This window comes from Leifsonia sp. RCC_180 (genome assembly GCF_058138205.1).
The window spans coordinates 3,651,449-3,674,192 of record NZ_CP200340.1 but is presented as its reverse complement, the minus strand read 5'-3'; the positions used below and the strand labels follow the sequence as shown (position 1 = coordinate 3,674,192).

23 protein-coding genes are annotated in these 22,744 nt (G+C 68.0%); 11 read left to right on the top strand and 12 right to left on the bottom strand.

The features are described 5' to 3' along the window. Positions 1-34 precede the first annotated feature (34 nt). Together AB7E03_RS18045 and AB7E03_RS18040 are read left to right on the top strand one after the other, a co-directional pair. Positions 35-967 carry an ABC transporter permease gene (locus AB7E03_RS18045; RefSeq protein WP_489942686.1) on the top strand — a complete coding sequence of 311 codons (933 nt, stop codon included), beginning with the start codon at positions 35-37 and terminating at the stop codon, positions 965-967. Between the two features lie 11 nt (positions 968-978). Continuing rightward, positions 979-2,187, top strand: coding sequence for an ABC transporter ATP-binding protein (locus AB7E03_RS18040; RefSeq protein WP_489942685.1), 1,209 nt, complete (start codon positions 979-981; stop codon positions 2,185-2,187). Between the two features lie 34 nt (positions 2,188-2,221). Here the strand turns inward: AB7E03_RS18040 and AB7E03_RS18035 are convergent, their stop codons facing one another. From AB7E03_RS18035 to AB7E03_RS18025, 3 genes are read right to left on the bottom strand one after another with little or no spacing between them, the layout of a single operon-like run. Further along, positions 2,222-3,235 (bottom strand): glycosyltransferase family A protein, encoded by a 1,014-nt coding sequence (locus AB7E03_RS18035; RefSeq protein WP_489942684.1) that lies wholly within the window; start codon positions 3,233-3,235, stop codon positions 2,222-2,224. Continuing rightward, the gene (locus AB7E03_RS18030) at positions 3,232-4,155 is read right to left on the bottom strand and encodes an NAD-dependent epimerase/dehydratase family protein (protein WP_489942683.1); all 924 of its coding nucleotides are present in this window, start codon (positions 4,153-4,155) and stop codon (positions 3,232-3,234) included. Before AB7E03_RS18030 ends, AB7E03_RS18035 begins: the two co-directional genes overlap by 4 nt. Next, complete coding sequence (locus tag AB7E03_RS18025; protein ID WP_489942682.1) at positions 4,148-5,347, bottom strand: rhamnosyltransferase WsaF family glycosyltransferase; 1,200 nt, start codon at positions 5,345-5,347, stop codon at positions 4,148-4,150. The genes AB7E03_RS18030 and AB7E03_RS18025 overlap by 8 nt, the downstream gene beginning before the upstream one ends. Positions 5,348-5,531: 184 nt before the next feature. On the opposite strand from AB7E03_RS18025, the gene AB7E03_RS18020 reads away from it, so the two are divergent. After that, positions 5,532-6,404, top strand: coding sequence for a glycosyltransferase family 2 protein (locus AB7E03_RS18020; protein ID WP_489942681.1), 873 nt, complete (start codon positions 5,532-5,534; stop codon positions 6,402-6,404). Here the strand turns inward: AB7E03_RS18020 and rfbA are convergent. Further along, a complete protein-coding gene (gene rfbA / locus AB7E03_RS18015; RefSeq protein ID WP_489942680.1) occupies positions 6,401-7,264 on the bottom strand; it encodes a glucose-1-phosphate thymidylyltransferase RfbA in 864 nt (287 codons plus the stop codon). The genes AB7E03_RS18020 and rfbA overlap by 4 nt on opposite strands. Positions 7,265-7,278: 14 nt before the next feature. Further along, on the bottom strand, positions 7,279-7,884 hold the full coding sequence (locus AB7E03_RS18010; RefSeq protein WP_489942679.1) for a dTDP-4-dehydrorhamnose 3,5-epimerase family protein: 606 nt from the start codon (positions 7,882-7,884) through the stop codon (positions 7,279-7,281). Positions 7,885-7,956: 72 nt separating this feature from the next. On the opposite strand from AB7E03_RS18010, the gene rfbB reads away from it, so the two are divergent. Genes rfbB through AB7E03_RS17995 form a run of 3 tightly spaced genes read left to right on the top strand, consistent with a single transcriptional unit; the run spans position 7,957 to position 10,957 of the window. After that, entirely contained in the window at positions 7,957-8,946 is a 990-nt protein-coding gene (gene rfbB / locus AB7E03_RS18005) for a dTDP-glucose 4,6-dehydratase (RefSeq protein WP_441783826.1), read from the top strand. After that, positions 8,946-9,797, top strand: a complete 852-nt coding sequence (gene rfbD, locus AB7E03_RS18000; RefSeq protein WP_489942933.1) for a dTDP-4-dehydrorhamnose reductase — start codon at positions 8,946-8,948, stop codon at positions 9,795-9,797. Before rfbB ends, rfbD begins: the two co-directional genes overlap by 1 nt. A gap of 11 nt (positions 9,798-9,808) precedes the next feature. After that, the gene (locus AB7E03_RS17995; protein WP_489942678.1) at positions 9,809-10,957 is read left to right on the top strand and encodes a glycosyltransferase family 4 protein; all 1,149 of its coding nucleotides are present in this window, start codon (positions 9,809-9,811) and stop codon (positions 10,955-10,957) included. Here AB7E03_RS17995 and AB7E03_RS17990 read toward each other — a convergent pair. Next, entirely contained in the window at positions 10,942-12,189 is a 1,248-nt protein-coding gene (locus AB7E03_RS17990) for an acyltransferase family protein (RefSeq protein ID WP_489942677.1), read from the bottom strand. The genes AB7E03_RS17995 and AB7E03_RS17990 overlap by 16 nt on opposite strands. Positions 12,190-12,372: 183 nt before the next feature. On the opposite strand from AB7E03_RS17990, the gene purE reads away from it, so the two are divergent. Then, positions 12,373-12,876 carry a 5-(carboxyamino)imidazole ribonucleotide mutase gene (purE, locus tag AB7E03_RS17985; RefSeq protein WP_489942676.1) on the top strand — a complete coding sequence of 168 codons (504 nt, stop codon included), beginning with the start codon at positions 12,373-12,375 and terminating at the stop codon, positions 12,874-12,876. Positions 12,877-12,886: 10 nt separating this feature from the next. Further along, entirely contained in the window at positions 12,887-14,245 is a 1,359-nt protein-coding gene (locus tag AB7E03_RS17980; protein WP_489942675.1) for an LCP family protein, read from the top strand. Between the two features lie 21 nt (positions 14,246-14,266). On the opposite strand, the gene AB7E03_RS17975 is transcribed toward AB7E03_RS17980, so the two are convergent. Beyond that, positions 14,267-15,409 (bottom strand): 5-(carboxyamino)imidazole ribonucleotide synthase, encoded by a 1,143-nt coding sequence (locus AB7E03_RS17975; RefSeq protein WP_489942674.1) that lies wholly within the window; start codon positions 15,407-15,409, stop codon positions 14,267-14,269. Between the two features lie 119 nt (positions 15,410-15,528). Here AB7E03_RS17975 and AB7E03_RS17970 point away from each other — a divergent pair, with 119 nt between their 5' ends. Further along, entirely contained in the window at positions 15,529-16,110 is a 582-nt protein-coding gene (locus AB7E03_RS17970) for a GtrA family protein (RefSeq protein ID WP_489942673.1), read from the top strand. On the opposite strand, the gene AB7E03_RS17965 is transcribed toward AB7E03_RS17970, so the two are convergent. After that, the gene (locus tag AB7E03_RS17965; RefSeq protein ID WP_489942672.1) at positions 16,072-16,629 is read right to left on the bottom strand and encodes a PH domain-containing protein; all 558 of its coding nucleotides are present in this window, start codon (positions 16,627-16,629) and stop codon (positions 16,072-16,074) included. The genes AB7E03_RS17970 and AB7E03_RS17965 overlap by 39 nt on opposite strands. A 6-nt stretch (positions 16,630-16,635) precedes the next feature. Beyond that, positions 16,636-17,415, bottom strand: a complete 780-nt coding sequence (locus tag AB7E03_RS17960) for a biotin--[acetyl-CoA-carboxylase] ligase (RefSeq protein WP_489942671.1) — start codon at positions 17,413-17,415, stop codon at positions 16,636-16,638. Positions 17,416-17,467: 52 nt separating this feature from the next. Between AB7E03_RS17960 and AB7E03_RS17955 the strand changes: the two genes are divergently transcribed. Together AB7E03_RS17955 and AB7E03_RS17950 are read left to right on the top strand one after the other, a co-directional pair. Then, positions 17,468-19,114, top strand: coding sequence for an acyl-CoA carboxylase subunit beta (locus tag AB7E03_RS17955; RefSeq protein WP_489942670.1), 1,647 nt, complete (start codon positions 17,468-17,470; stop codon positions 19,112-19,114). Beyond that, positions 19,111-19,359 (top strand): acyl-CoA carboxylase epsilon subunit, encoded by a 249-nt coding sequence (locus tag AB7E03_RS17950; RefSeq protein ID WP_489942669.1) that lies wholly within the window; start codon positions 19,111-19,113, stop codon positions 19,357-19,359. The genes AB7E03_RS17955 and AB7E03_RS17950 overlap by 4 nt, the downstream gene beginning before the upstream one ends. A gap of 412 nt (positions 19,360-19,771) precedes the next feature. Here the strand turns inward: AB7E03_RS17950 and AB7E03_RS17945 are convergent, their stop codons facing one another. The 3 genes from AB7E03_RS17945 to AB7E03_RS17935 are packed head-to-tail and all read right to left on the bottom strand — an operon-like array spanning position 19,772 to position 22,744. Beyond that, a complete protein-coding gene (locus tag AB7E03_RS17945; protein WP_441783814.1) occupies positions 19,772-20,791 on the bottom strand; it encodes a DUF8320 family protein in 1,020 nt (339 codons plus the stop codon). After that, positions 20,788-22,098, bottom strand: coding sequence for a sensor histidine kinase (locus AB7E03_RS17940; RefSeq protein ID WP_489942668.1), 1,311 nt, complete (start codon positions 22,096-22,098; stop codon positions 20,788-20,790). Before AB7E03_RS17940 ends, AB7E03_RS17945 begins: the two co-directional genes overlap by 4 nt. Then, a complete protein-coding gene (locus AB7E03_RS17935) occupies positions 22,085-22,744 on the bottom strand; it encodes a response regulator transcription factor (RefSeq protein ID WP_441783812.1) in 660 nt (219 codons plus the stop codon). The genes AB7E03_RS17940 and AB7E03_RS17935 overlap by 14 nt, the downstream gene beginning before the upstream one ends.

Here is a 22,744-nt window from a genome sequence, read left to right as displayed (position 1 = left end):
GGCCGTTCAGGTGCGCTGGGTTAAGATGTACGCCATGACTTCAACCCAAGCGCAGGCCCGAGCTGCGCTGATCGCCGACGAGCCCCTCGTCGCTGTCGGCCAGAGCTCAGGACTCTTCCGCGGCGCCGGCGCCTCATGGAAGGACGTCTGGGACCACCGGCAGCTCCTCGGCCTTCTGTCGCGGCGCGAGATCAAGTCGCGGTACAAGGACAGCTCGCTCGGCCTCCTGTGGAGCCTGTTCCGCCCCATCGCGCAGCTGCTCATCTACTATCTGGCCATCGGTCAGGTCCTCGGTGCCGCCCGCGCAACCCCGGACTTCGCGATCTTCGTCTTCATCGGCCTCACGATGTGGGGGCTCTTCTCGGAGATCGTGCAGAGTTCCACCACCTCGATCCTGGCGAACGCCGGTCTCGTCAAAAAGGTCTACCTCCCGCGGGAGATCTTCCCGCTGAGCTCCGTCGGCGGCGCGGCATTCAACTTCCTGGTGCAGGCCGTCGTACTGGTGCTCGCCGTCATCTTCCTGGCGTCCGTGCCGTTCGACTGGGATGCCGACGTGCTGCTCGCTCCGGCGGCCGTCATCACGCTGGTGGTCTTCTCCACGGCGATCGGGCTCTTCCTCTCGGCCGTGAACGTGTATCTTCGCGACGCCCAGCACCTGGTTGAGATCGCTCTCATCATCCTGTTCTGGGCATCGCCGATCGTCTACTCGTACACGTTCGTGCACAAGCTCCTTCAGGGAAACTGGCTGGAACAGCTGTACCTGGCCAATCCCGTCACGATCGCGATCCTCGGCATGCAGCGCGCCCTCTGGTCCGCAGGCGACACGGCCACCGGTCCGATGGCCCAGGTCTGGCCTCCTGCGCTCGGACTCCGCCTGCTGATCGTCTTCCTCATCAGCCTCGTCCTCCTGTGGCTCGCGCAGCGTGTCTTCGCGCGGCTTCAGGGTAATTTCGCCCAGGAGCTCTGAGACAAACCCCCATGTCCTCCCCCATCATCGCCAGCGTCCACGACGTCTCCAAGCGCTTCGTCATGCACAAGGAGAAATCTCTCAAGGAACGGGTGGTCAACTTCCGCCGCTCCCGCCAGCACCGTGACGACTTCTGGGCCCTCCGCGACATCTCCCTCGACATCGGCACCGGCAGCACTGTCGGTCTCGTCGGCCACAACGGTTCGGGCAAGAGCACGCTGCTGAAGGTGATCGGCGGCATCGTTCAGCCCTCCTCGGGCACCGTGCGCCGCCGTGGCCGCATGGCCGCCCTCCTGGAGCTCGGCGCCGGCTTCCACCCCGACCTGACCGGTCGCGAGAACGTGTACCTCAACGCTGCCATCCTGGGGTTGTCGCGTGCCGAGACGGACCGGCAGTTCGACGAGATCGTGGACTTCTCCGGAATCGGCGAGTTCATCGACACCCAGGTCAAGTTCTACAGTTCCGGGATGTACGTGCGGCTCGCCTTCGCGGTCGCCATCCATGTCGATCCCGACCTGCTGCTTGTCGACGAGGTCCTCGCGGTCGGTGACGAGCCGTTCCAGCGGAAGTGCATGGAGAAGATCGCCCAGTTCCAGCATGAGGGCCGCACGATCGTCCTGGTCAGTCACTCGGCCGAGCAGGTCGGCTCGCTCTGCGACCGCGTCATCGTGCTCGACGGCGGCCGCGTGCAGCACGACGGCGCCCCCGGTGAGGGCATCCGCATCCTGCGCGAAGGCTACGAGGACGAGCGGAGGGCCGTGCTCAAGAACCCGGACGGGTCGCGCCGCAGGCTCGCCCTCGAGGTCGGCTCCTTCGACGTGGAGACTTCGGTCGACGAGAACGGCCTCCGGCTGGTCGCCCACCTCGGCGTCGACGTGAACGAGCCGGTGGAGGACTGGGGGGTCGGGTTCTCGATCGAGAGCTCGCTCGGAATGCGCCTCTACAACATGACGACATTCGACGATGTCACCCTCCCGACGAGTGTCGGACGTCACGAGCTGTCGTTCACTATCCCGGACATCCGGCTCGGCCCGGGCCAATACCTGATCAATGTGGGTCTTGGCGACAAGGCCGGCCGCAACTACGACCTGGCCACACCGGCGGGCACTTTCGAGGTGCCGGGCGACGACTACGGCAACGGTGTCCTGGCACTCCGGACCTCTGTCGAGGTGGAGGCGAGCGGAGCCGAGGCCAGGGCAGCGCAGGTGAAGCTCAGCTGAGGTCAGGCCCGCCGCCGTCCTGACCCTCCTCGGGTCACTTCGACGCGGGTGCCCCCGAGCGCTCGTGCTTCAGCTTGCGCTTATGCTCGAGCGAACCGGCCGTGATCGCGCCGTGGTCGTCCAAGTCGACCAGGGCCGAACGGCGATAGCTCCGCCACTTCAGGAAGTGGAAGGCCGGGTTGATCGTCAGCCAATAGGCCTTCCGCTTCCAAGAATACGCGCGGTCGCGAACGATCCGCACGCTGTCCCCGAGCGTCCCGTGCAACGTGTGCCGCAGTACCGCAGTGCGGCTGATCACCGGAAGATCGCTCGTGCCGATCTGGCGCAGCCCGACCGTCTCGTCGAAGATGCGGTCCTTGTACTCGGTCAGCGTGAGATCGTTGGAGTGCTCGACCATCGCGCGGGGGGCGTACGCCTTCGTGTAGCCGGCCATGATGAGGTCGTGACCGAACATCTGGTCCTCCGCGTAGCGGACGTCCCGGTAGGGGATGACGTCGCGGATGAACGTCCGGCGGACCGCGGAGTTCACGTCCGAGTAATAGGACATCACGTTGACGGTCGCCTCGTCCTTGAGCAGTTCGGGCGTCGCGTAGTACAGAGTCGTCCCGAAATCCGGGCCGAGATGGCGGAACATGCCATAGATCTCGTACTTCTGCAGGGGAAAGGCGCGCGGACGCGCCACTTGCTTTCCGAGCACAGCCATCACCTGGGGAAAACGCCGGAACGGGTCGATGAGCTCGCTCATCCAGTGTGCGTTGCTCGGAACCGCGTCATGGGTGAGGTACGCGACGAACTCGCCACGGGCGAGCTCTGCGGCGAGGTTGCGGGTTCTGCCGTGGCCGAACTCGGAATTGGGGATCTCGTGGAGCCTGACTTCGGGGAACGAGCGCACGATGTCGAGCGTTCGGTCGGTGGATCCCGAGTCGATCACGAGCACCTCGAAGGGCTCGGCGAAGTCCTGCTTCCGCAGCTTCTTCAGGATGCGCTCGATGTACTTCTCACCGTTGTAGGTGAGGACGGCGACCGTGACGATGGGAGCATCGCTCACAGGTTTTCCCCTTTCATTTCGGCGAACGTGCGGCGAATGCCCTCGTCGAGAGCCGTCACGTCCACGTCGCCGAACTCGCTTCGGTAGCGCGACCCGTCGAGCACGACGTGGTCGACGAAGGTCGCCGGTTTGTCGCGCTCCTCGATGTCGAAATCAATCGTCGTCACGCGGCGGAGCGCGTCCAGGACCTCGTTGACCGAATGGCCGGAGCCGCTGCCGATGTTGTACACCTCGTGCTCGGGTTCCCGCTCCACCATCGGGACGATCATGCGCACGAGGTCTTCCACGTAGATGTAGTCGCGCACCATCGTGCCGTCGCCGAACTGCACGACCGGCTTGCCGGAGAGAATCTGGCGAAGCGCGATCGGGATCAGACCCTGCTTCTTACTCGGATGCTGACGAGTCCCGTACGGATTGGAGATCCGGAGCGCGGTCGACTGCAGCCCGTGCGTGACCCGGAAGAAGCGCAGGTACTGCTCGATCGCGAGCTTCCCGATGGCGTACGGGGAGGCGGGGGCCGTCGGATCGTTCTCGGAGTAGACGGTCTTGCCCTGGTCGCCGTAGATGGCTCCGCCGGTCGATGCGAAGTAGACCCGGCGGACGCCAGCATGCACACTGGCCTCCAGCAGTTCCACGGTCTGCGCGAGATTGGTGCGGATGTCGAGCGTCGGGTCAGACTCCGCAGTGGCGGGCGTCGTCGTGGACAGGAAGTGGAAGACGTAGTCCTGTCCGGCGACGGCCGCCTCGATGTCCCCTCGGCTCAGGAACTCGCCGACCTGCGTCTCGGCCGGCGCGGCGAACGTCGGCCGGCGCGAACTGAAACGGTCGAACGCGCGGACGGTGTGACCGGCGGCGGACAGCCCGTCGACCAGGTGCGAACCGATGAAGCCGTTCGCGCCGATGACCACCGCCCTAGCCACGCATGACCCTTTCGAAGGCGGCGACGAACGCCTTTCCAGAGTCAGCCCAACTGGTGCCTGCGACCGATTCGGCGATGACGCGCGCGTGCTCGGGGGCATCCGGCCGGTCCACGACCTCCACCAGCTTGCGGGCGATGGCGATCGGCGACGCCGGCACGTACTCGATGTACGGATTGTCGGAGACCATCCGGTTGTTCGGCCCGTCGTTGACGACGGGCACGACGCCGCTGGAGAGCAGTTCGAGCGGCAGCAGGGACATGTTGGAGAGGGAGAGCACGAGGCCCGCAGCGCAGCGGTTGTACACGGCGTTGAGCTCGCTCAACTGGAGACTCGACAGGTTGTTGTACTCGAACGGAATCTCCCAGTTCGAGACATCCCAGCCCGCGAGGTTGATCGTCACGTCGGGCCGCTCCCGCGCGAAGTCCTCGAGTGCGACGAGGCCGAACTCGAAGGCCCGGCGCGGAGTCACCGGGCGTGCGTAGAAGAAGATCTCGTTGCGACGTTCCGTGTTCTCGAAACGGTAGAGCGAGCGGTCGACGGAGAAATCGAAGGAGTCGGTCGACATGCCGAAGTCGTCGTGCAGCTTATGCTTCAGCCAGCCACCAGCGGTGATCCCGTGGAAGCCGAATCGGTAGGTGTTCTCGGCGAGGAGAGCCTCCGAGCCGAGCGGGTAGAACAGCGGCTCGTAGTCCTGAACGAAGTAGAAGCGGCGAGCCCGGCTCGTATCGAGGAACGCGGGGTACGCGGTCTCCCAGCCGGTCGCGAAGATGGCGTCCGTGCCGTCGGCGACTCCCGTCGCGCGATCCCACACCCGGATGTCGCCCTCGATGTGCGGGTACGCCTCGGACGCGGAGAGCATGTCGCGCACGACCTGGAGGTCTACCGCGACCTCCCCCGCGTGGTAGAGGTAGACGTCGCAGCGATGCCCGGCGTCTTCGGCGAATTTGATGAAGCGGAAGAGATTCTGGTGCCCTCCGCTCTCCTTGCCTGGTGGGGACATGATCCAGGCGATGTGCGAGGGACGGTCGACGACCGTGATCGGATCGAGGATGCGGTCGGGAAGCTGCGTCCAGTCGACCGCAGCGGCGTCAGCGAGGTCGACGAGGAGGCGCGGCTTCTGCGCGCCGGTGACCTGTCCGAGCTTCGATCGGAGATATCCGGTCGTCGCGCGAAGACCGTGGTTCTTCAGCATCAGAAAGCCTGTCCGAAGCTTCCGGACGATGACGCGCGGTCCCCGTTCGACGGCCCGAGAAAGGAGTTTGCCTACAGATGCCACGTCGTTTTTCGTCTTCCTCGGTCTCGCTCTGGTTCGCGGTTGCTGGTCGCCTGCCGAGGGCAATCTTCCCACACCCCCATGGGAGCATCCCCCAGCGGGCATGAAGTACCCTGATGTGGTGCTCGGATCAGTTGAGGCGACGGCCGTCGTGACCGTCAGCTACAACTCCAGCGGGCAGCTGGACGCGTTCCTGTCGTCGCTCGACAACGAGATCCGGGCCGGCGTGCTCGTCGTCATCGCGGACAATGCGTCCTCCGACATCGAAGTGACCGAGCGAATCGCGCGAACGCATGGGTCGCAGGTGGTCACCCTCTCTGAGAACCTCGGCTACGGCGGCGCCGTGAACCGTGCTGTCGCGTCGCTTCCGTCCTCCGTCGATGCTGTCCTCGTGTGCAATCCCGATGTGCTCGTGGGGGACGATGCGCTCGAGACCCTGCGGGCGCGGCTCGACGCGGACCCGACGATCGGAGCGGTCGGTCCACGCATCCTCAACGAGGACGGCACACTGTACCCGTCGGCCCGGCGCATCCCCTCCCTGCGCACGGGGATCGGGCACGCCCTGTTCGTCCGGATCTGGCCGTCGAACCCGTGGACGAAGGCCTACCGCTCCGAGAACCAGGTCAGTGCCCGCGACGTGGGCTGGCTCTCCGGCGCCTGCTTCCTGATCCGGCGCTCGGTCTTCGACGAACTGGGCGGGTTCGACGAGGGGTACTTCATGTACTTCGAGGACGTCGACCTCGGCTATCGGATCGGCCGTGCCGGATTCCGCAACCGCTACGAGCCGACGGCCTCGGTCATCCACGTCGGCGGCCTGTCGACGCAGGCCGAGTCCAGCAGGATGGTGCGGGTGCACCACGCGAGTGCGTACCGCTTCCTTGCGAACAAGTACCAGGGGCCGCTGCTCGCACCCGTTCGGGCCGTGCTCCGTGCCGCTCTCGCCGCCCGGGCGTGGCTCCTGACGCGCAGGCCCTAGCTCTCCACCAGGCCCATCAGGTAACGCCCGTAGCCGCTCTTGACCAGCGGGCTCGCCAGCGCCGCCATCTCGGCGTCATCGATCCACCCGGCACGCCAGGCGACCTCCTCGATGCAGCCGACCTTGAAGCCCTGCCGGTCCTCGATGACGCGCACGTACTCGGACGCCTGCATCATCGACTCGAAGGTGCCGGTGTCGAGCCATGCAGTACCGCGGTCGAGCACCTGGACCTGGAGCCGGCCTGCATCGAGGTAGCGCTCGTTGACCGTCGAGATCTCGAGCTCCCCGCGGGCGCTCGGCTCGATGGTCTTGGCGATCTCGACGACGGAGTTGTCATAGAAGTAGAGTCCGGGCACCGCGAACGAGCTCTTGGGCTCTACGGGCTTCTCCTCGATCGAGAGCGCCTTGAAGTCGTCGTCGAACTCGACGACGCCGTACGCCCGCGGGTTGCTCACCTGGTAGGCGAAGATCAGCGCACCGTCGATGTCGTTGTGCTGACGCAGCGACGATCCGAGGCCCGTGCCGTGGAAGATGTTGTCGCCGAGGACCAGGGCGACGGACTCCTCGCCGATGAACTCCTCGCCGATGATGAACGCCTGCGCCAGGCCGTCGGGCGACGGCTGGACGGCGTACTCGAGGCGGATGCCGAGCTGCGATCCGTCACCGAGGAGGGCGCGGAACTGCTCGTTGTACTCCGGCGTCGTGATGATGAGGATCTCGTTGATCCCCGCCATCATCAAGGTCGACAGCGGGTAGTAGATCATCGGCTTGTCGTAGATCGGCATGAGCTGCTTCGAGATGCCCTTGGTGATGGGCCACAGCCGCGTGCCGGAGCCGCCGGCGAGGATGATTCCGCGCATAGGTGCTGGATTCCTTACTTCTTGTCGAGGGACGCGTAGAAAGCCCGGGCGTCGTCCCAGGTGGGGAGCAGCCCGCTCTCCGCCGCCTCCGCGAGGCCGGGCGCGTCGGTGTCCTTCGGGGAGAGCAGCAGCTCGTCGGCCGGGATGGGGAACTCCAGTGCGATGTCACCGTCGAGCGGGTTGATCCCGTGCTCGCGGGTCGGGTTGTACGCATCGGTGACGAGGTAGCTCACCGTCGCGTCGTCGGTGAGTGCGACGAAGCAGTGACCGACGCCTTCGGCGACGTAGATGGCGCGTCGGTCCTTGTCGTCGAGGAGCACCGAGTCCCACGCTCCGAAGGTCGGCGACCCGACGCGGATGTCGATCACGAAGTCGAGCACCGCGCCGTGCGGTGCCATCACGTACTTCGCCTGGCTCGGCGGGATGTCCGCGAAGTGGATGCCGCGCACGGACCCGCGCCGGGAGACGGACGTATTGCCCTGCTTCAGGTCGAGCGAGTGCCCGATGGTCTCCTCGAGACGATCGAAACGGTAGAACTCGAAGAAGAGGCCACGGTCGTCGGAATGCTGCCGAGGGGTGATCTCGTAGGTGTCGGGGATCGAAAGCTCACGGATCTGCACCACGGGAGTCTACCAATCGGTGACCTGTAGACTCTCAGGCGGTTTCCCGACAGAAAAGAGCCTGGACTCCTCATGAAGATTCTCGTCACTGGTGGCGCCGGTTTCATCGGCTCCAATTTCGTCCGTCGCACCCTGCAGGATGCCTACCCGGGCCTCGAGGGCGCTGAGGTGGTCGTGCTCGACGCGCTGACATACTCCGGCAACCTCGCCAACCTCGCGCCGGTCGCCGACTCGCCGCGCTACACCTTCATCAAGGGCGACATCCGCGACGGAGGCCTGCTCGACGAGCTCTTCCCGACAGTCGACGCCGTCGTCCACTTCGCCGCCGAGTCGCACGTCGACCGCTCGGTGCGCGACGCATCCATCTTCGTCGAGACCAACGTCCTCGGCACGCAGCAGCTGCTCGACGCTGCGCTGCGCAACAACCTGAAGCGCTTCGTGCACGTCTCCACCGACGAGGTGTACGGCTCCATCGCCGAGGGCTCGTGGGCGGAGGACCGCCCGCTCGAGCCGAACTCGCCGTACTCGGCGTCGAAGGCCGGCTCGGATCTCCTTGCCCGCAGCTACTTCCGCACCCACGGCCTCAACCTGTCGATCACGCGCTGCTCGAACAACTATGGCCCGTACCACTTCCCCGAGAAGGTCATCCCGCTCTTCGTCACCAACCTCATCGACGACAAGCATGTCCCGCTGTACGGCGAGGGCAACAACATCCGCGACTGGCTGCACGTCGACGACCACACCCGCGGCATCGCGATGGTGCTGGTGAACGGCCGCGCCGGCGAGATCTACAACATCGGTGGCGGCACCGAGCTCACCAACAAGGAGCTCACCCAGCTACTGCTCGACGCCACCGGCAAGGACTGGTCGTACGTCGACCGCGTCGCCGACCGTCTGGGCCACGACCTGCGCTACTCGGTCGACATCTCCAAGATCCAGTCGGAGCTCGGCTACGAGCCGCTGGTGCCGTTCCAGCAGGGCCTCGCCGACGTCGTCCAGTGGTACCGCGACAACCGGGCATGGTGGGAGCCGCTGAAGGCCCGCGCGGCGCTCGACAACTGATGCGCTACCTGATCGCCGGCGCCGCCGGGATGCTCGGCCAGGACCTCCAGAAGGCGCTGGCCGGCCGCGACGTCACCGCGCTGGCCCGGGCGGAGCTCGACGTCACCGACCGTGAGGCCGTGCTCGCAGCGGTGGCCGGCCACGACGTCGTCCTCAACGCCTCCGCCTACACGAAGGTGGATGACGCGGAGGCGCACGAAGACGCGGCCTACGCCATCAACGCCCTCGGCACCGAGAACCTCGCGGTCGCTGCGGCCCGCCACGGGGCGCGCCTCGTGACCGTGTCCACCGACTACGTGTTCGACGGCCACGCGAGCGAGCCGTACGCCGAGGACACCCCGTGGGATCCGATCAACGCGTACGGCCGCAGCAAGGCCGCCGGCGAGGAGCTGGCCCTCGCGGCGCATCCCGACGGCACTTTCATTGTGCGCACCGCCTGGCTCTACGGGGCGGGCGGCCCGAATTTCGCCAAGACCATGGTGAAGCTCGCCGCCGGCCACGACACCGTCAGCGTCGTCGACGACCAGCTCGGCCAGCCGACCTGGACCGGCGACCTCGCGGCGCAGATCGTGGCGCTGCTCGACGCCGACGCACCGGCGGGCATCTACCACGGGACGAACGCAGGGCAGGCGAGCTGGTACGAGTTCGCCCGCGCCGTCTTCGCCCAGGCCGGCCTCGACCCCGAGCGAGTCAAGCCGACCGACAGCTCGACCTTCCTGCGGCCGGCCCCCCGGCCCTCCTACTCGGTCTTGGGTCACGACGGCTGGGCGCGAGCGGGTCTCGAGCCGATGCGACCGTGGGAGGATGCCCTGGCCGCCGCCACTGAGGACGGCCTGTTCGAGGAGCACTAGATGGGAGCAGCATGACCACCCTCCGAGTGATCGTCGACGAGTTGGTCGGCGACACGCCCCGCGGTCTGCGCCGCTACACGGAGGAACTCACCCGCCAGCTGATCGCGACGGCTCCCCGCGACTGCGACGTCGAGGCGATCGTCTCGAACGTGAGCGACCAGCAGGTGCAGGAGCTGCGTGACAGGCTCCCGGGCGTCGGCACCGTCACGCGGCTTCCGCTCGCCCACCGGGAGCTGACGCTGGCCTGGCAGTCGGGTGTCCCGGTCGGAGGCCCGCCCGGGATGCTGCACGCGCCGACCCTGCTCGCCCCGCTGCGCCGCCACGGACACGCGGAGGAGCATCAGCAGGTCGCGGTCACCATCCACGACACCCTCGCCTGGACCCACCCGGAGGCACTCGGCCCGACAGCGGCCATCTGGACGAAGGCCATGGCGAAGCGCGCGCGGAAGCACGCGGACGCCGTCGTCGTACCCACGCACGCCGTGGCGCACCGGCTCAGCGACTTCATCGACTTCGGCGACCGCATCCGGGTGATCGGCGGAGCCCCGGCGACCACGCTCCGGCTGCCACCTGACGCGGAAGAGCGTGCCAAGCGGCTAGGGCTGCCCGAGCGCTACGCGTTCACCGTGGGCACGATCGAGCCGCGGAAGGGTCTTGCTCCGCTCATTCGCGCGATCGCGCGACCCGAAACCTTGGGAATCCCGCTGCTGATCGCGGGTGTCGACCGCGTCGGGGAGCGCTCGGCCACCGGCGTCGCGGCCGCCGCAGGCCTGCCGGAGGACCGCGTGCGCGCCCTCGGCCGGCTCGACGACGCCGACCTCGCCGTGGCGCTCGACCGTGCGACGCTCTTCGTCTACCCGAGTTCCGGGGAGGGCTTCGGCCTGCCGATCGTCGAGGCGTTCAAATTCGGGCTTCCCGTGATCCACTCCGACGACCCGGCGCTCGTCGAGGTGGCGGCTGGCGCGAGCCTGGTGGTGGAACGTCCGGGCGCGGGCGAGGGCGACGACGCGTTCGCGGAACGCCTCGCGGCCGCCATCGGGCGTGTGCTCACAGACCCCGAACTCAGCGCACGGCTGGGCGTGCTGGCCTCAGACCGCGCTCGCGCGTTCAGCTGGCGCGACTCCGCCGAGCGGGTGTGGCAGCTTCACGCCGACCTCTGAGCAGGCTCCTTGGCCCGGTCACCGGCGTCGCGGCGCTCCGCCGACTCCTTCTCCGCCTCGTCCTCACGGCCGAACCAGGTGCGGTAGCGGTCGGACGCCCACTGGCCGGCGGCTTTCGACCAGCCGTGGCTGCGCTTTTCGATCAGCCAGGTGAAGGCCACCGCCACGAGCACTGCGAGCGGGATGCCGAACAGCGGTCCCACGTACCAGGGCTGGTCCGCGAACAGGTACGTGCTGAAGATCAGGATCGGCACGTGCACGAGGTACAGGCTGAACGAGATGGTCCCCGAGAACTGGATGGGCCGCGTCTCGAGCACCGCCCGGAGCGGCTTCCAGCCGAGGGCGCTGACGACGAGCCCGGCAGCGGCCAGCGGCACCAGTCCCTTCAGCGCCGGCTCCAGCTCGGGGATCTCGCCGACATTCGGGCCGACGAGCCACGGGGCGATGAGCAGCAGGAGGCTGGCGACGGTGAGGCCCGCCCACAGGGGGTGGCGGTACCAGTGCGTGTTGATGCGTTCGGCGACGTTGCGCACCGCCTCCAGGCGCACCGCGATGACGGCCCCGACGAAGAACGCCGGCAGGTACGTCATGGCGCCGGAGTCGGCGTGGACGCCCAGGTAGGTGAGCGCGCAGGCAGCGGCCAGGCCGCCGATCCACCACTTGCGCACCGCCAGCGCGGCCACGGCGAAGACGGGCAGGGCGAGCGAGAAGATCAGCTCCCAGCGCAGCGACCACAGCGGGTTGTTGATCTGTCCGTCGCCGCCCAGCAGGTCCCAGGCCTTGAGGATGTACTCCCACCCGAAGTTCGGCGTCGAGGAGTTGCTCAGCCAGGTGCCGTCGGGCTGCGTCGAGCGCTGCGGAATGGCCATCACCCACACCGCCGCGAGTACCACGGACGCCATCACCGGCACCAGCAGCCGCACCGCACGGCGCGGGAAGTAGGCGACCCAGTCGAAGTCGCGGTGCCGGATGACGGGCAGCGTGACGACGAGACCGGACAGCACGAAGAACACCACGACGGACTCCACGCCGGCCGTGAACAGCTTCAGCGGCGTGTAGCTGATCCACCACATCGCCGACCCCGTCGGCGCTGTGCCGCTGCCCGGCGCCCCTGGGAAGTCGGGATTCGTGTACATGGCGTGGTGCAGCAGGACGACCCCCGCGGCGATGCCGCGCAGGCCGTCCAGCGCGGCCAGCCGGCCGCCTGTCGCCTGTTTCGTCTTGTCTGCCACGTTTCCACCTGTACCCGTCATAAGGGGGCGACGGTACCCAGGGGGCCTGAACAGTTCCTGTGACCTGTTCAGGGGACAACTGGATGCGGTGGCAGGCATCGCGTGTCGACGATGCGGCCCGCACGGCCGCGGCGCGGCGTGGCGGGCATGGCCTCCCGCAGGCCTCGATCTAGCATGTGCGTTATGCCCGCAATAACGTCGCCGCTCGTCTCCGTCGTCATGGGCTCCGACTCCGACTGGTCGGTCATGGAGGACGCCTCGCGGCTCCTGACCGAGTTCGGAATCGCGCACGAAGTCGAGGTCGTCTCGGCGCATCGCACTCCTGAGAAGATGATCGCCTTCGGCAAGGAGGCCGCTGGGCGCGGCGTCCGCGTGATCATCGCCGGGGCGGGAGGCGCCGCGCACCTCCCCGGAATGCTCGCTGCGGTCACCACCCTCCCGGTCGTCGGTGTGCCCGTCCCGCTCGCGCGGCTCGACGGGCTCGACTCACTGCTGTCCATCGTCCAGATGCCGGCCGGCGTGCCCGTCGCCACGGTCTCGATCGGGGGCGCCCGCAACGCCGGACTCCTGGCCGTCAAGATCCTGGCGACCTCCGACGAGTCGCTCACGGCGGCGCTCGCCCGCTTCGCCGCGGACCTCGAGGCGGGCGTCGAGCAGAAGAACCAGGCCCTGCAAGCCCGACTGTGAGAGCCGCGCCATGACGATCGCCACGCCGCTGCGTCACCCCGACGCCACCTCTCGGCACACGATGACCAAGCGCGGCTGGTGGCTCGTCACCATGAACGTGCTGCTGCCCGGCTCGGCGCAGGTCGTCGCAGGCAACCGCATCCTGGGCCGGGTCGGTGTGCTGGCGACCCTTCTGCTCTGGCTGCTCGCCGTCGTCACGCTCGTCGTCTATCTGGTGGCGCCCTCCGCGATCTACACGCTCTTCACCCAGACCGGCAGCCTGACCCTCGTCCAGACCCTGCTGATCGCCTACGCAGTGCTCTGGGTCGTCCTCACGCTCGACACCCTGAGGCTGGTGCGTCTCGTGCGTACCACCCCGCGTTCGCGCGGCTGGATCGCCGCGTTCGCGGTCCTCGTGCTGGTCGGCGTCACGGGCACGGCAGGCTACGCGTCGATGGTCGCAGGCTCTGCCCGCGGGGCGCTCGGCGACATCTTCTCGGCCGGTCCCTCGCAGCCTCCTGTCGATGGGCGGTACAACATCATGCTGCTCGGCGGCGACGCCGGACCCGACCGCGACGGACTGCGCCCGGACAGCATGTCGATCGTCAGCATCGACGCGAACAGCGGCCAGGCCGTCACCATCGGTCTGCCACGCGACCTCGACCCGGTACCCTTCCCCGCCTCCTCGCCGCTGCACAAGGAGTACCCGGACGGGTACGGCCACGACGGCCGCTGCGACGTCGATGTCTGCCAGCTCAATTCGATCTACACCGAGGTGGAGCTGTACAAGGCGGACCTCTACCCGAACGCGAAGAAGGACAAGAGCGAACCCGGGATCGAGGCGATGCGGGACGCCCTCGAGGGCGCGACCGGGCTGAAGATCCAGTACTACGTGCTGATCGACATGCAGGGCTTCGCCGACCTGGTGGATGCGCTCGGCGGCGTCGAGATCACGGTGAAGGACCGCATCCCGATCGGCGGCGACGAGAACCTCAACGGCGTCGTGGAGTGGATCGAGCCGGGCAAGCAGCACCTCGACGGGTACCACGCCCAGTGGTACGCCCGGGCCAGGCACGGCTCGAGCGACTACGACCGGATGGCACGACAGCGCGAGCTGCAGGACGCCATCCTGAAGCAGGTCAATCCGGTGAACGTCGTGTCCAAGTTCCAGGGAATCGCGTCGGCCGGCGCTCAGGTCATGAAGACGGACATCCCGCAGTCGATGCTCGGCTACTTCGTCGACCTCGGGATGAAGACGCGGAAGCTGCCCGTGCAGCAGCTCGAACTCGTCCCGCCGACCATCCACCCGGAGAACCCGGACTACGCGCAGATCCAGCAGCTCGTCCGGCAGGCCGTGCACCCGGCGACGGCGAAGCCGAAGGGCTCCTAGGCAGGCTCCTGGCCTCTGCTCCTACCCCTCGAAGAACGCAGCGGCGGCCCGCGCGCGGTAGACCACATCGTCGAGGTCCTCGCCGCCGACGACGGTCACGTGACCGACCTTACGGCCGGGCCGCGGCTGCTTGCCGTAGCCGTGGAACTTGGCCTCGGGATGCGCAGCGAGCGCCGCCGGGTAGCGGTCCTGGAGAGTGCCCTCAGAGGGCCCGCCCAGGATGTTCACCATCACCGACCAGTCGGCGCGCGGCTCCGTCGACCCGAGCGGCAGGTCGAGGACGGCGCGCAGGTGCTGCTCGAACTGGCTCGTGATGGCGCCCTCGATGGACCAGTGGCCGCTGTTGTGCGGCCGCATGGCCAGCTCGTTCACCAGCACTCGCCCATCCGTCGTCTCGAACAGTTCGACGGCGAGGACGCCCGTGACACCGAGTCCCTCGGCCACGCGTCGCGCGATCTCCTCGGCGACCTCCGCCACACGACCCGACGAGCCGGGAGCAGGCGCGAGCACCTCGGCGCAGACGCCGTCGCGCTGGACCGTCTCGACGACCGGCCACGCGGCCATCCCACCGGAGGGCCGGCGGGCGATCAGCTGAGCGAGCTCGCGGCGGAACGGCACCAGTTCCTCCACGAGGAGCGCACCGCCGCGGCCGTCCTCGGCGAGCGCGAGGAACCAGTCGTCCGCGCCGCTCGCGTCCGTCACCACGCGCACGCCCTTGCCGTCGTATCCCCCGCGGGCCGTCTTCACGACAGCGCGGCCGCCGTGGTCGGCCAGGAACACACCAAGCTCGTCGGCCGACTCCACCGCCGCCCAGTCGGGCACCGGCAGCCCCAGCTCGCTGAGCTTCGATCGCATCTGCAGCTTGTCCTGTGCGTACAGGAGGGCGTCAGGGCCGGGGTGCACCGGGATGCCGCGCGAGACGAGCTCCCGCAGGATCGCCTGAGGCACATGCTCGTGGTCGAAGGTGATGACGTCGACCGTCTCGGCGAACGCGAGGACGGTGTCGAGGTCGCGGTAGTCGCCGACTCCTGTCGCCGCGAGGTCGGCGCTCATGGCGGGCGCCTCTTCCAGCACGCGGATCTCGATGCCCAGCTCGACGGCCGGAGGGATCATCATCCGGGCCAGCTGGCCGCCGCCGATCACTCCGATGATATTGCTCGTCATGGGCAATCCGCTCCTCTGATACTTTTCATGCTTGCCGGGGGGACTCACAGCAACGCGAAACCTGATCCGCGTACTGTAACGAAGGCACTGACCATCTTTCCGCATCTCCAGGCAGGGGCATGACGACCGACACCCGAACGCCGGCGCACAAAGCGCGGCTCCTCCCGCAGCTGATCAAGTTCGGCGCGGTCGGAGCTGTGGGCTTCGTGGTCAATCTGCTGGTCTTCAATGCCCTGATGGTGCTGGTGCTGGTGAACGTGCCGCACAAGACGCTGTTCTCGACGGCGATCGCCACCCTCGTCGCCATCGGCACCAACTGGGTCGGCAACCGCTACTGGGCCTTCTCGGGCAACCGCAACGAGAACGCCACGCGCGAGGGCATCGAGTTCCTCATCGTCAGCCTCGCCGGGATGGCCATCCCACTGCTCTGCGTCTGGGTGTCGCACTACCTGCTCGGCTACCAGAGCCTCCTGGCCGACAACATCTCCAACAACGTGGTGGGCCTGGCGCTCGGCACGGTCTTCCGGTTCGCGTTCTACCGCTGGTGGGTCTTCTCCCCCGAGCGCAGCGCGGCCCGGGCGGCCCGTCGCGGCGCGATCTCCCCCGGTGCGCACGTCCCGGCTCGAAGCACCCGCGAGAAGGCGCCGATCAGCGGTGCGCCGCTAGCGGGTGCCCCAGACCGTGGTCTCGTCGGAGACTGACTCCGACTGCTGACGGCGCACCGCCACCACCGTCTGGGAGTGGTCCATGAGCTCGGAGAGCGCGCGCTGCACCTGATCGGCCTTCGGCACGTCCTTCAGCACGACCGGATGCTCGAGCCCCGAGTTGATCAACACGTCGCCGGAGCGGAAGAGGCTCTGCAGCCAGGTGCGCCGGATCGCCACGTCGTAGCCGCGGCTGTGCAGCAACTCCTGCCGCACGCGCACGAAGAAGCCGTGGCGGATGATCAGGCGCCTGTTCGTGATCACGTAGCGCCGGCTCAACCACGCGGTCAGTGGCAGTAGGAAGAGCAGCAGAACGACGGCAGCCGCGGACGACCACAGCAGCACGATCTCCCACACCTGCGAGACGCGGCCGACGAAGAAGCCGACGGCGCCCGAGACCGCGATGAGCACCAGGCTCGGCCAGAACAGCCGGCGAGCGTGGGAGCGCAGTCGAGCGATCACGCGCTCGGGTGGCTGGGCGGGCTGAGCGGAAGTCCCGTCCATGGTGCTGCTCATGCTCAATTAATACCGCAGGTGCGTCACGTCGCCCGCCGCTACCGCGGTGCGGCCGGTTTCCGACTCCACGATCAGCCGGCCGTCCTCGTCGATGCCCACCGCCGTGCCGAGCAGATCCTCACCGGACGGCAGCTGGACACGGACCGAGCGGCCGATGGTGTGGCAGGCCTCTGCGACCTCGTCGCGCAGGGCACTGCGCAGCGGGTCGCCGCCTGCCGCCAGGAAGTCGCGGTACAGGGTGGTGAGCTGGATGAGGTACGCCGAGAGCACTGCATCCGGATCGACACCGTGTGCGCCGGCCAGGGCGAGCGACGTGGAGGTGTCGGTCGGCAACTCCTCGCGGGTCTGCGCGAGGTTCACTCCTGCCCCGATCACCAGCCCCGACATCCCGGGGAGCAGTTCGGCGAGGATGCCGCAGACCTTGTCCCCCTCGATCAGGACGTCATTGGGCCACTTCACCTGCACCCCGCCGGGCACGAAGCGGCCGAGCGCCCGGCTCATGGCGAGCCCCGCGAGGAGGGGGAACCAGCCGAACGAGGCAGGCGGGAGGCCGACGGGCTTGAGCAGCACGGAGATCGCCAGGGCCGTGCCCGGCGGGGTCACCCACTGGCGTCCCAGCCGTCCGCGTCCCCCCGTCTGGTTGTCGGTCACGAGCACCGCGAGGTCGGGGAGGTCGCCCGCGCGGGCGCTCAGGACATCGTTCGTCGATCCCGCCTCGGGGAGCACCTCGAGGACGGGGACGATGGAGCGGCTGCGTCGGAAGTCCGTGGGGTCAGTCTCGTGCACTGGCCCAGTCTGCCAGCCTGAGGGGTCGGATTTGTAGGGTTTCGTCAACGGCATGGCCGTTCGGCTGGCCGGTAGAGTGAACGGCGTGACCGACACCGAACCCCGTCAGAGCGACCAGCTCCCCGACCTGACCACCACCGCCGGCAAGCTCGCCGATCTGAAGGAACGGTTCCACGAGGCCGTCACAGCGAGCGGTGAGGCGGCGATCGAGAAGCAGCACGCCAAGGGCAAGCTGACTGCCCGTGAGCGCATCGAACTGCTCCTCGACCACGGCTCTTTCGTCGAGCTCGACGAGTTCGTACGCCACCGGACCCACGCGTTCGGGATGGAGGCGAAGCGCCCGTACGGCGACGCAGTGGTCACCGGCGTCGGCACCATCCACGGCCGCAACGTCGCGGTGTTCAGCCAGGACTTCACCATCTTCGGCGGATCGCTCGGCGAGGTCGCCGGCGAGAAGATCATCAAGGTCATGGACCACGCCCTGAAGACCGGCGTCCCCATGATCGGCATCCTCGACTCGGGCGGCGCGCGCATCCAGGAGGGTGTGGTCGCCCTGGGGAAGTACGGCGAGATCTTCCGCCGCAACACGGCCGCGTCCGGCGTCATCCCGCAGATCTCGATCGTCATGGGTCCAGCGGCCGGTGGAGCCGTGTACTCCCCCGCGCTCACCGACTTCGTGATCATGGTCGACAAGAAGAGCCACATGTTCGTGACCGGGCCGGACGTCATCAAGACGGTCACCGGAGAGGACGTCGGCTTCGAGGAGCTCGGCGGCGCGCTGACCCACAACAAGGTCTCCGGCGTCGCGCACTACCTCGCCAGCGACGAGGAGGACGCACTCGACTACGCGCGCACACTGCTCAGCTACCTCCCGCAGAACAACCTCGCCGACCTGCCGACCTTCCAGGCGGAGCCGGAGCTGGAGATCACCGACGCCGACCGCCGGCTCAACACGCTCATCCCGGACTCGCCGAACCAGCCGTACGACGTGAAGACGGTCATCGAAGGGATCGTCGACGACGGCGAGTTCCTCGAGATCCAGCCTCTGTTCGCGCCGAACATCGTGATCGGCTTCGCCCGCGTCGAGGGACGCTCGGTGGGCATCGTCGCCAACCAGCCGAGCGCGATGGCCGGCACGCTCAACATCGACGCCGGCGAGAAGGCGTCGCGGTTCGTTCGCTTCTGCGACGCGTTCAGCATCCCCATCCTCACTCTCGTGGATGTGCCCGGATACCTCCCCGGGACCGACCAGGAGTGGACGGGCGTCATCCGGCGGGGCGCCAAGCTGTTGTATGCGTACGCGGAGGCGACGGTGCCGCTGGTGACGATCATCACGCGCAAGGCCTACGGCGGCGCCTACATCGTCATGGGCTCGAAGCAGCTCGGCGCCGACATCAACCTGGCGTGGCCGACCGCGGAGATCGCGGTGATGGGTGGCCAGGGTGCGGTCAACATCCTGTACCGCGGCGAGATCAAGCGTGCTGAGGAGGCCGGCGAGGATGTCGCCGCCGTCCGCACGAAGCTTGCGAACGAGTACACGTACAACGTCGCCAGTCCCTTCCTCGCCGCGGAGCGCGGGGAGCTCGACGGCGTGATCGAGCCCGCGGCGACCCGCGTCTCGGTCATCAAGGCGCTGCGGGCGCTGCGCACCAAGCGTGCGTCCCTGCCGCCGAAGAAGCACGGGAACATCCCCCTGTGAGCGACGGCGCCCAGGCGACGAGCGGTCCGCTCGACCCGTCCCAGCTGCGGTTCGTGACGCGCGGCGTCACCCCGGAGGAGATCGCGGCGGTCACCGCGGTGCTCACCGCCGCTGCAGCCGAGCAGGCCGCCGCGGCCAGGGAGGCGCGGACCGAGCACGGCCCGGATGGCTGGGCCCGCACTCAGCGTTCGCTGCGTGGCGAGCTGCGTCCGGGGCCTGGGGCCTGGCGCTCGTTCTCGGGCTGAACGTCGCGTCAGGAGGACCGCTGAGGGGCATGTACCCCGATTGGGGAGCCCCCCGACTGCGGGACACGCGTAAACTCGTGAATGCACCTCGAAAGGGGGTCGTTATATGTCCCCCAGGTGTCCTCCAAAATGACGACTATGTATTTACTGGGAGCCCCGCCAATATGGTTATTGCTAGGTGTCTCTCCTCGTGAGTCACACCGCCAATCACTCGCCGACTAGGGTAAGCGGGCGAGTGCTTTGGGGGCGAGTCAGGGCGATATTCGGGTTGTCGCCCTGACTCGGGGTTTGAAAAGGGGCCGACAATTCGGGTGTCGGCCCCTTTCCCCTTTTAAGGCGCGCGCAGGCGTGGGATTCGGCACGAACGTGCCCTTCCGGCGGCGTGAAGCCACGATTCGGCACGAATTGCGACTCAGACGGGGCGCGGGATCTCCAGCCAGAGATCGACCTCGTCGTCCTCCGACTCCGCGCCGAGCGCATTCGCCGCGCCGTCATCCGACATGCGCAGGCCCACTACTGTCACGGCCGTCTTCGACGATCGCGGGACCGTTCGCACGATCAGCTTGTCGGTGGTCGTCCCACGGATCGCTTCCGCCAGCCGGTGCAGTACAGCCTCGAGCCCTCGCTGGTCCAGGTCGTCGATGCCGCCCTCATCGAGGAGGCTGACGACGACGCCACGTCGGCGCGCATCCATCACCTCGCGCCTGACATCGTCATTGAGCAACCGACGGCCGCGGATCTCGTCGCGGATCGCGCCCTCGAGGTAGCGGCACTCCCGGCGCTCAGCCTCGGTAAGGTCACCCCCGCGGCGCACGATCTCGGCGAGCATCGGCGCCGCCACGCGGTACGTCTGACGGAGGCGCAGCTGCCGCTCCATGACGTGGGCCTCCTGCGCCGCCTGCCACTCGGTCGCCTCCCGCTCGGCCCGGGCGAACTGCAGGGCGTCTCGGCCGGCCTTGGCCAACGAACCGGAGATCACCACGGCGACGCCCACCCAGACGACAGAGCCGATGACGCCGATGCCGGCGAGCGCGCCGAGACCCGCCCACACGACCGTCTGAACGGCGAGGAAGCCAACACCGGCCCAGGCGACCACCTGCTGCCGCCGCACGGCGCAGATCGTCATCAGCGTTCCCACCGCCGCGACATACCAGGTGGCGTACCCGTTGTCCTTCGCAGGATCGAGTTGGCTGGTCACCAGGATCGGGATCACCACGCAGACCGCCAGGTCGAACGCGGCAAGCCACAGCGGCATCTTGGTCGGACTGGTAGGCCACAGGCTCGCGACCGTCGCGATCCCGTACAGGACCATGGCGACGATCACCGGACCGGCTGCGCTCGGCGTCGACAGCGACGACAGCGCGAGGAACACGTGGTACGCGGAGAACAGCGCACCGAGGCTGAGGAAGAGGACGCGGTTGAGGGTGATCACTCGACGGCCCCCACATCCCGAGGGAACGCCACGCCGGACTCACCGAGGGCGGACCCGACGGGGGCACCGACGGTGTGCTGCTCCGCCGACGGCCACAGGATCGTGACGGTGGTGCCGTTGCCCGGCTCCGACTCGATGCGGGCGCGGCCCCCTACCTTGGCCAGACGGTCCCGGATGCTGATGCGCAATCCCAGACGCTCGGCGGGAACCTCCGCCTCCGTGAAACCACTGCCGTCGTCGCTGACGACGATCTCGACGGTCGCTGCGGGGCCGCCGCCGCGGATGGACACGTTCCGGTGCACCTCGGGGCCGCCGGCGTGCTGCATGCTGTTCACCATCGCCTGGACGGTCGCCGAGTACACCGCCTCCGCCACGTTCACGGGAAGGGTGTGTACCTCTACATCCCGCACATCCACACCGAACGGGGACGAGAAGGCGTTGGCGGAGGTCACCAGGCGCTCGGCGAGCCTGTCGAGCCCCACGAGAGTCTGGTCCTCCGGAGTAGCCGCCTCGGCCGCGTGGAGGTGCCCGATCGCGTCGGAGGCCATCGCGGCGGCCAGCTCCTTCTGCTCCGGGCTGCGGGCGGAGGCGGCAGACAGCAGGGTGGTGAGCACGCTGTCGTGGACGATCGCGTCGACCTGCACACGCTCCACCTCGGTGGCGTGCTGGCGCACGGCGTTGGCGTAGCGAGCCAGAGCCTGACTCTGGGCGGTGTCCACAGCGCTCGACGCCTGACGCATCATGGCGATGATCGAGAGGATCACGCCGCCCAGGATGATGGCGTAGATCGCGTCGAGGGCTCCCAGCTCGAACCCGACGCCCCCGCCCGCCGGAAGGGCGCGGACGATGCCGTAGGCGATCGGTGCGACGAACGTGTACGCCACCGCCAGCCACAACGGGTAAGCCACCGCCGCGAAGGCGGTGAACACCGAGCACAGGAACCAGACCCACGGCTTGTCCGAGCTGAAGGCGCTCCCATCCTCCACCAGCAGTGGCCAGGTGATGATCGCAGCGAGGTAGACGACGGAGAGGACGCCCATGGCGATCTTCACCCCGCGCTGGACAACCGCGAGAATGACGGTGAGCGCGAGGCCGCCGAAGACGGCGATCATCCACGCCGCGCCCCACGGCTCCCGGAGGGCGCTGAGCTGGCCGAGCGCCGTCGGAAGGGTCTGGAGTCCGAAGACCAGGCCGAAGGCGGAGACCGTGCGATCGGAGATCCGCTCGATGCGAGCCCGGCTGAGTGGGTTGCGGGGCTTCGCCGCCTCCAGCGGCAACCCCGGGCGAACCCCGCTAGGAGCGCTCATTGCCTGTCTCCGGGTCGAGCCCCGGAAGGATGCCGTCCTCCACCGCGCGGCGGAGCAGGTCCACCTTCGTCGGCGCCGGTCGACCGACCTCCACGTATTTCACGCGGATGCGGTCCAGGTATTCGCGAGCCGTGGAGTTCGCGATGCCCAGCTGCGCGGCGACCGCCTTCAACGGCAAGCCGGAGGCGTAGAGGTGGAGCACATCCCGCTCGCGCCGGCCGAGCTGCGCCTTCGCGAAGTCGCTGTCAGCGTCGATGGCCGTCGCCCACTCCAGGTTGTTGAGCACGTCGCCGCGCGCGACGGTGGCGATCGCGCTGATCACGGTCGTGGTCGGCGAGGACTTCGGGATGACGCCCGCCGCACCCGCGGCGAGGGCCTCGCGGACGCTGGCGACACGGTCGGCGATGCTGTGGACGAGGACGGCCGCGCCGGTCGCCTGCGCGCGCTTGACGTTGTCGGTGACCTTCGAGCCGTCGCCGAGCGACAGGTCCAGCACGACGACATCGCATTCCTGCGCGCCCAGCTGGGCGACGAAGTCGTCCACCGTCGGAGCGGTGACGACGACGTCGTAGCCCGCGTCCTGACAGGCGGCCTTCAGCCCCAGACGCACGGACTCGTGATCGTCAACGATTGCCACCCGCACCAT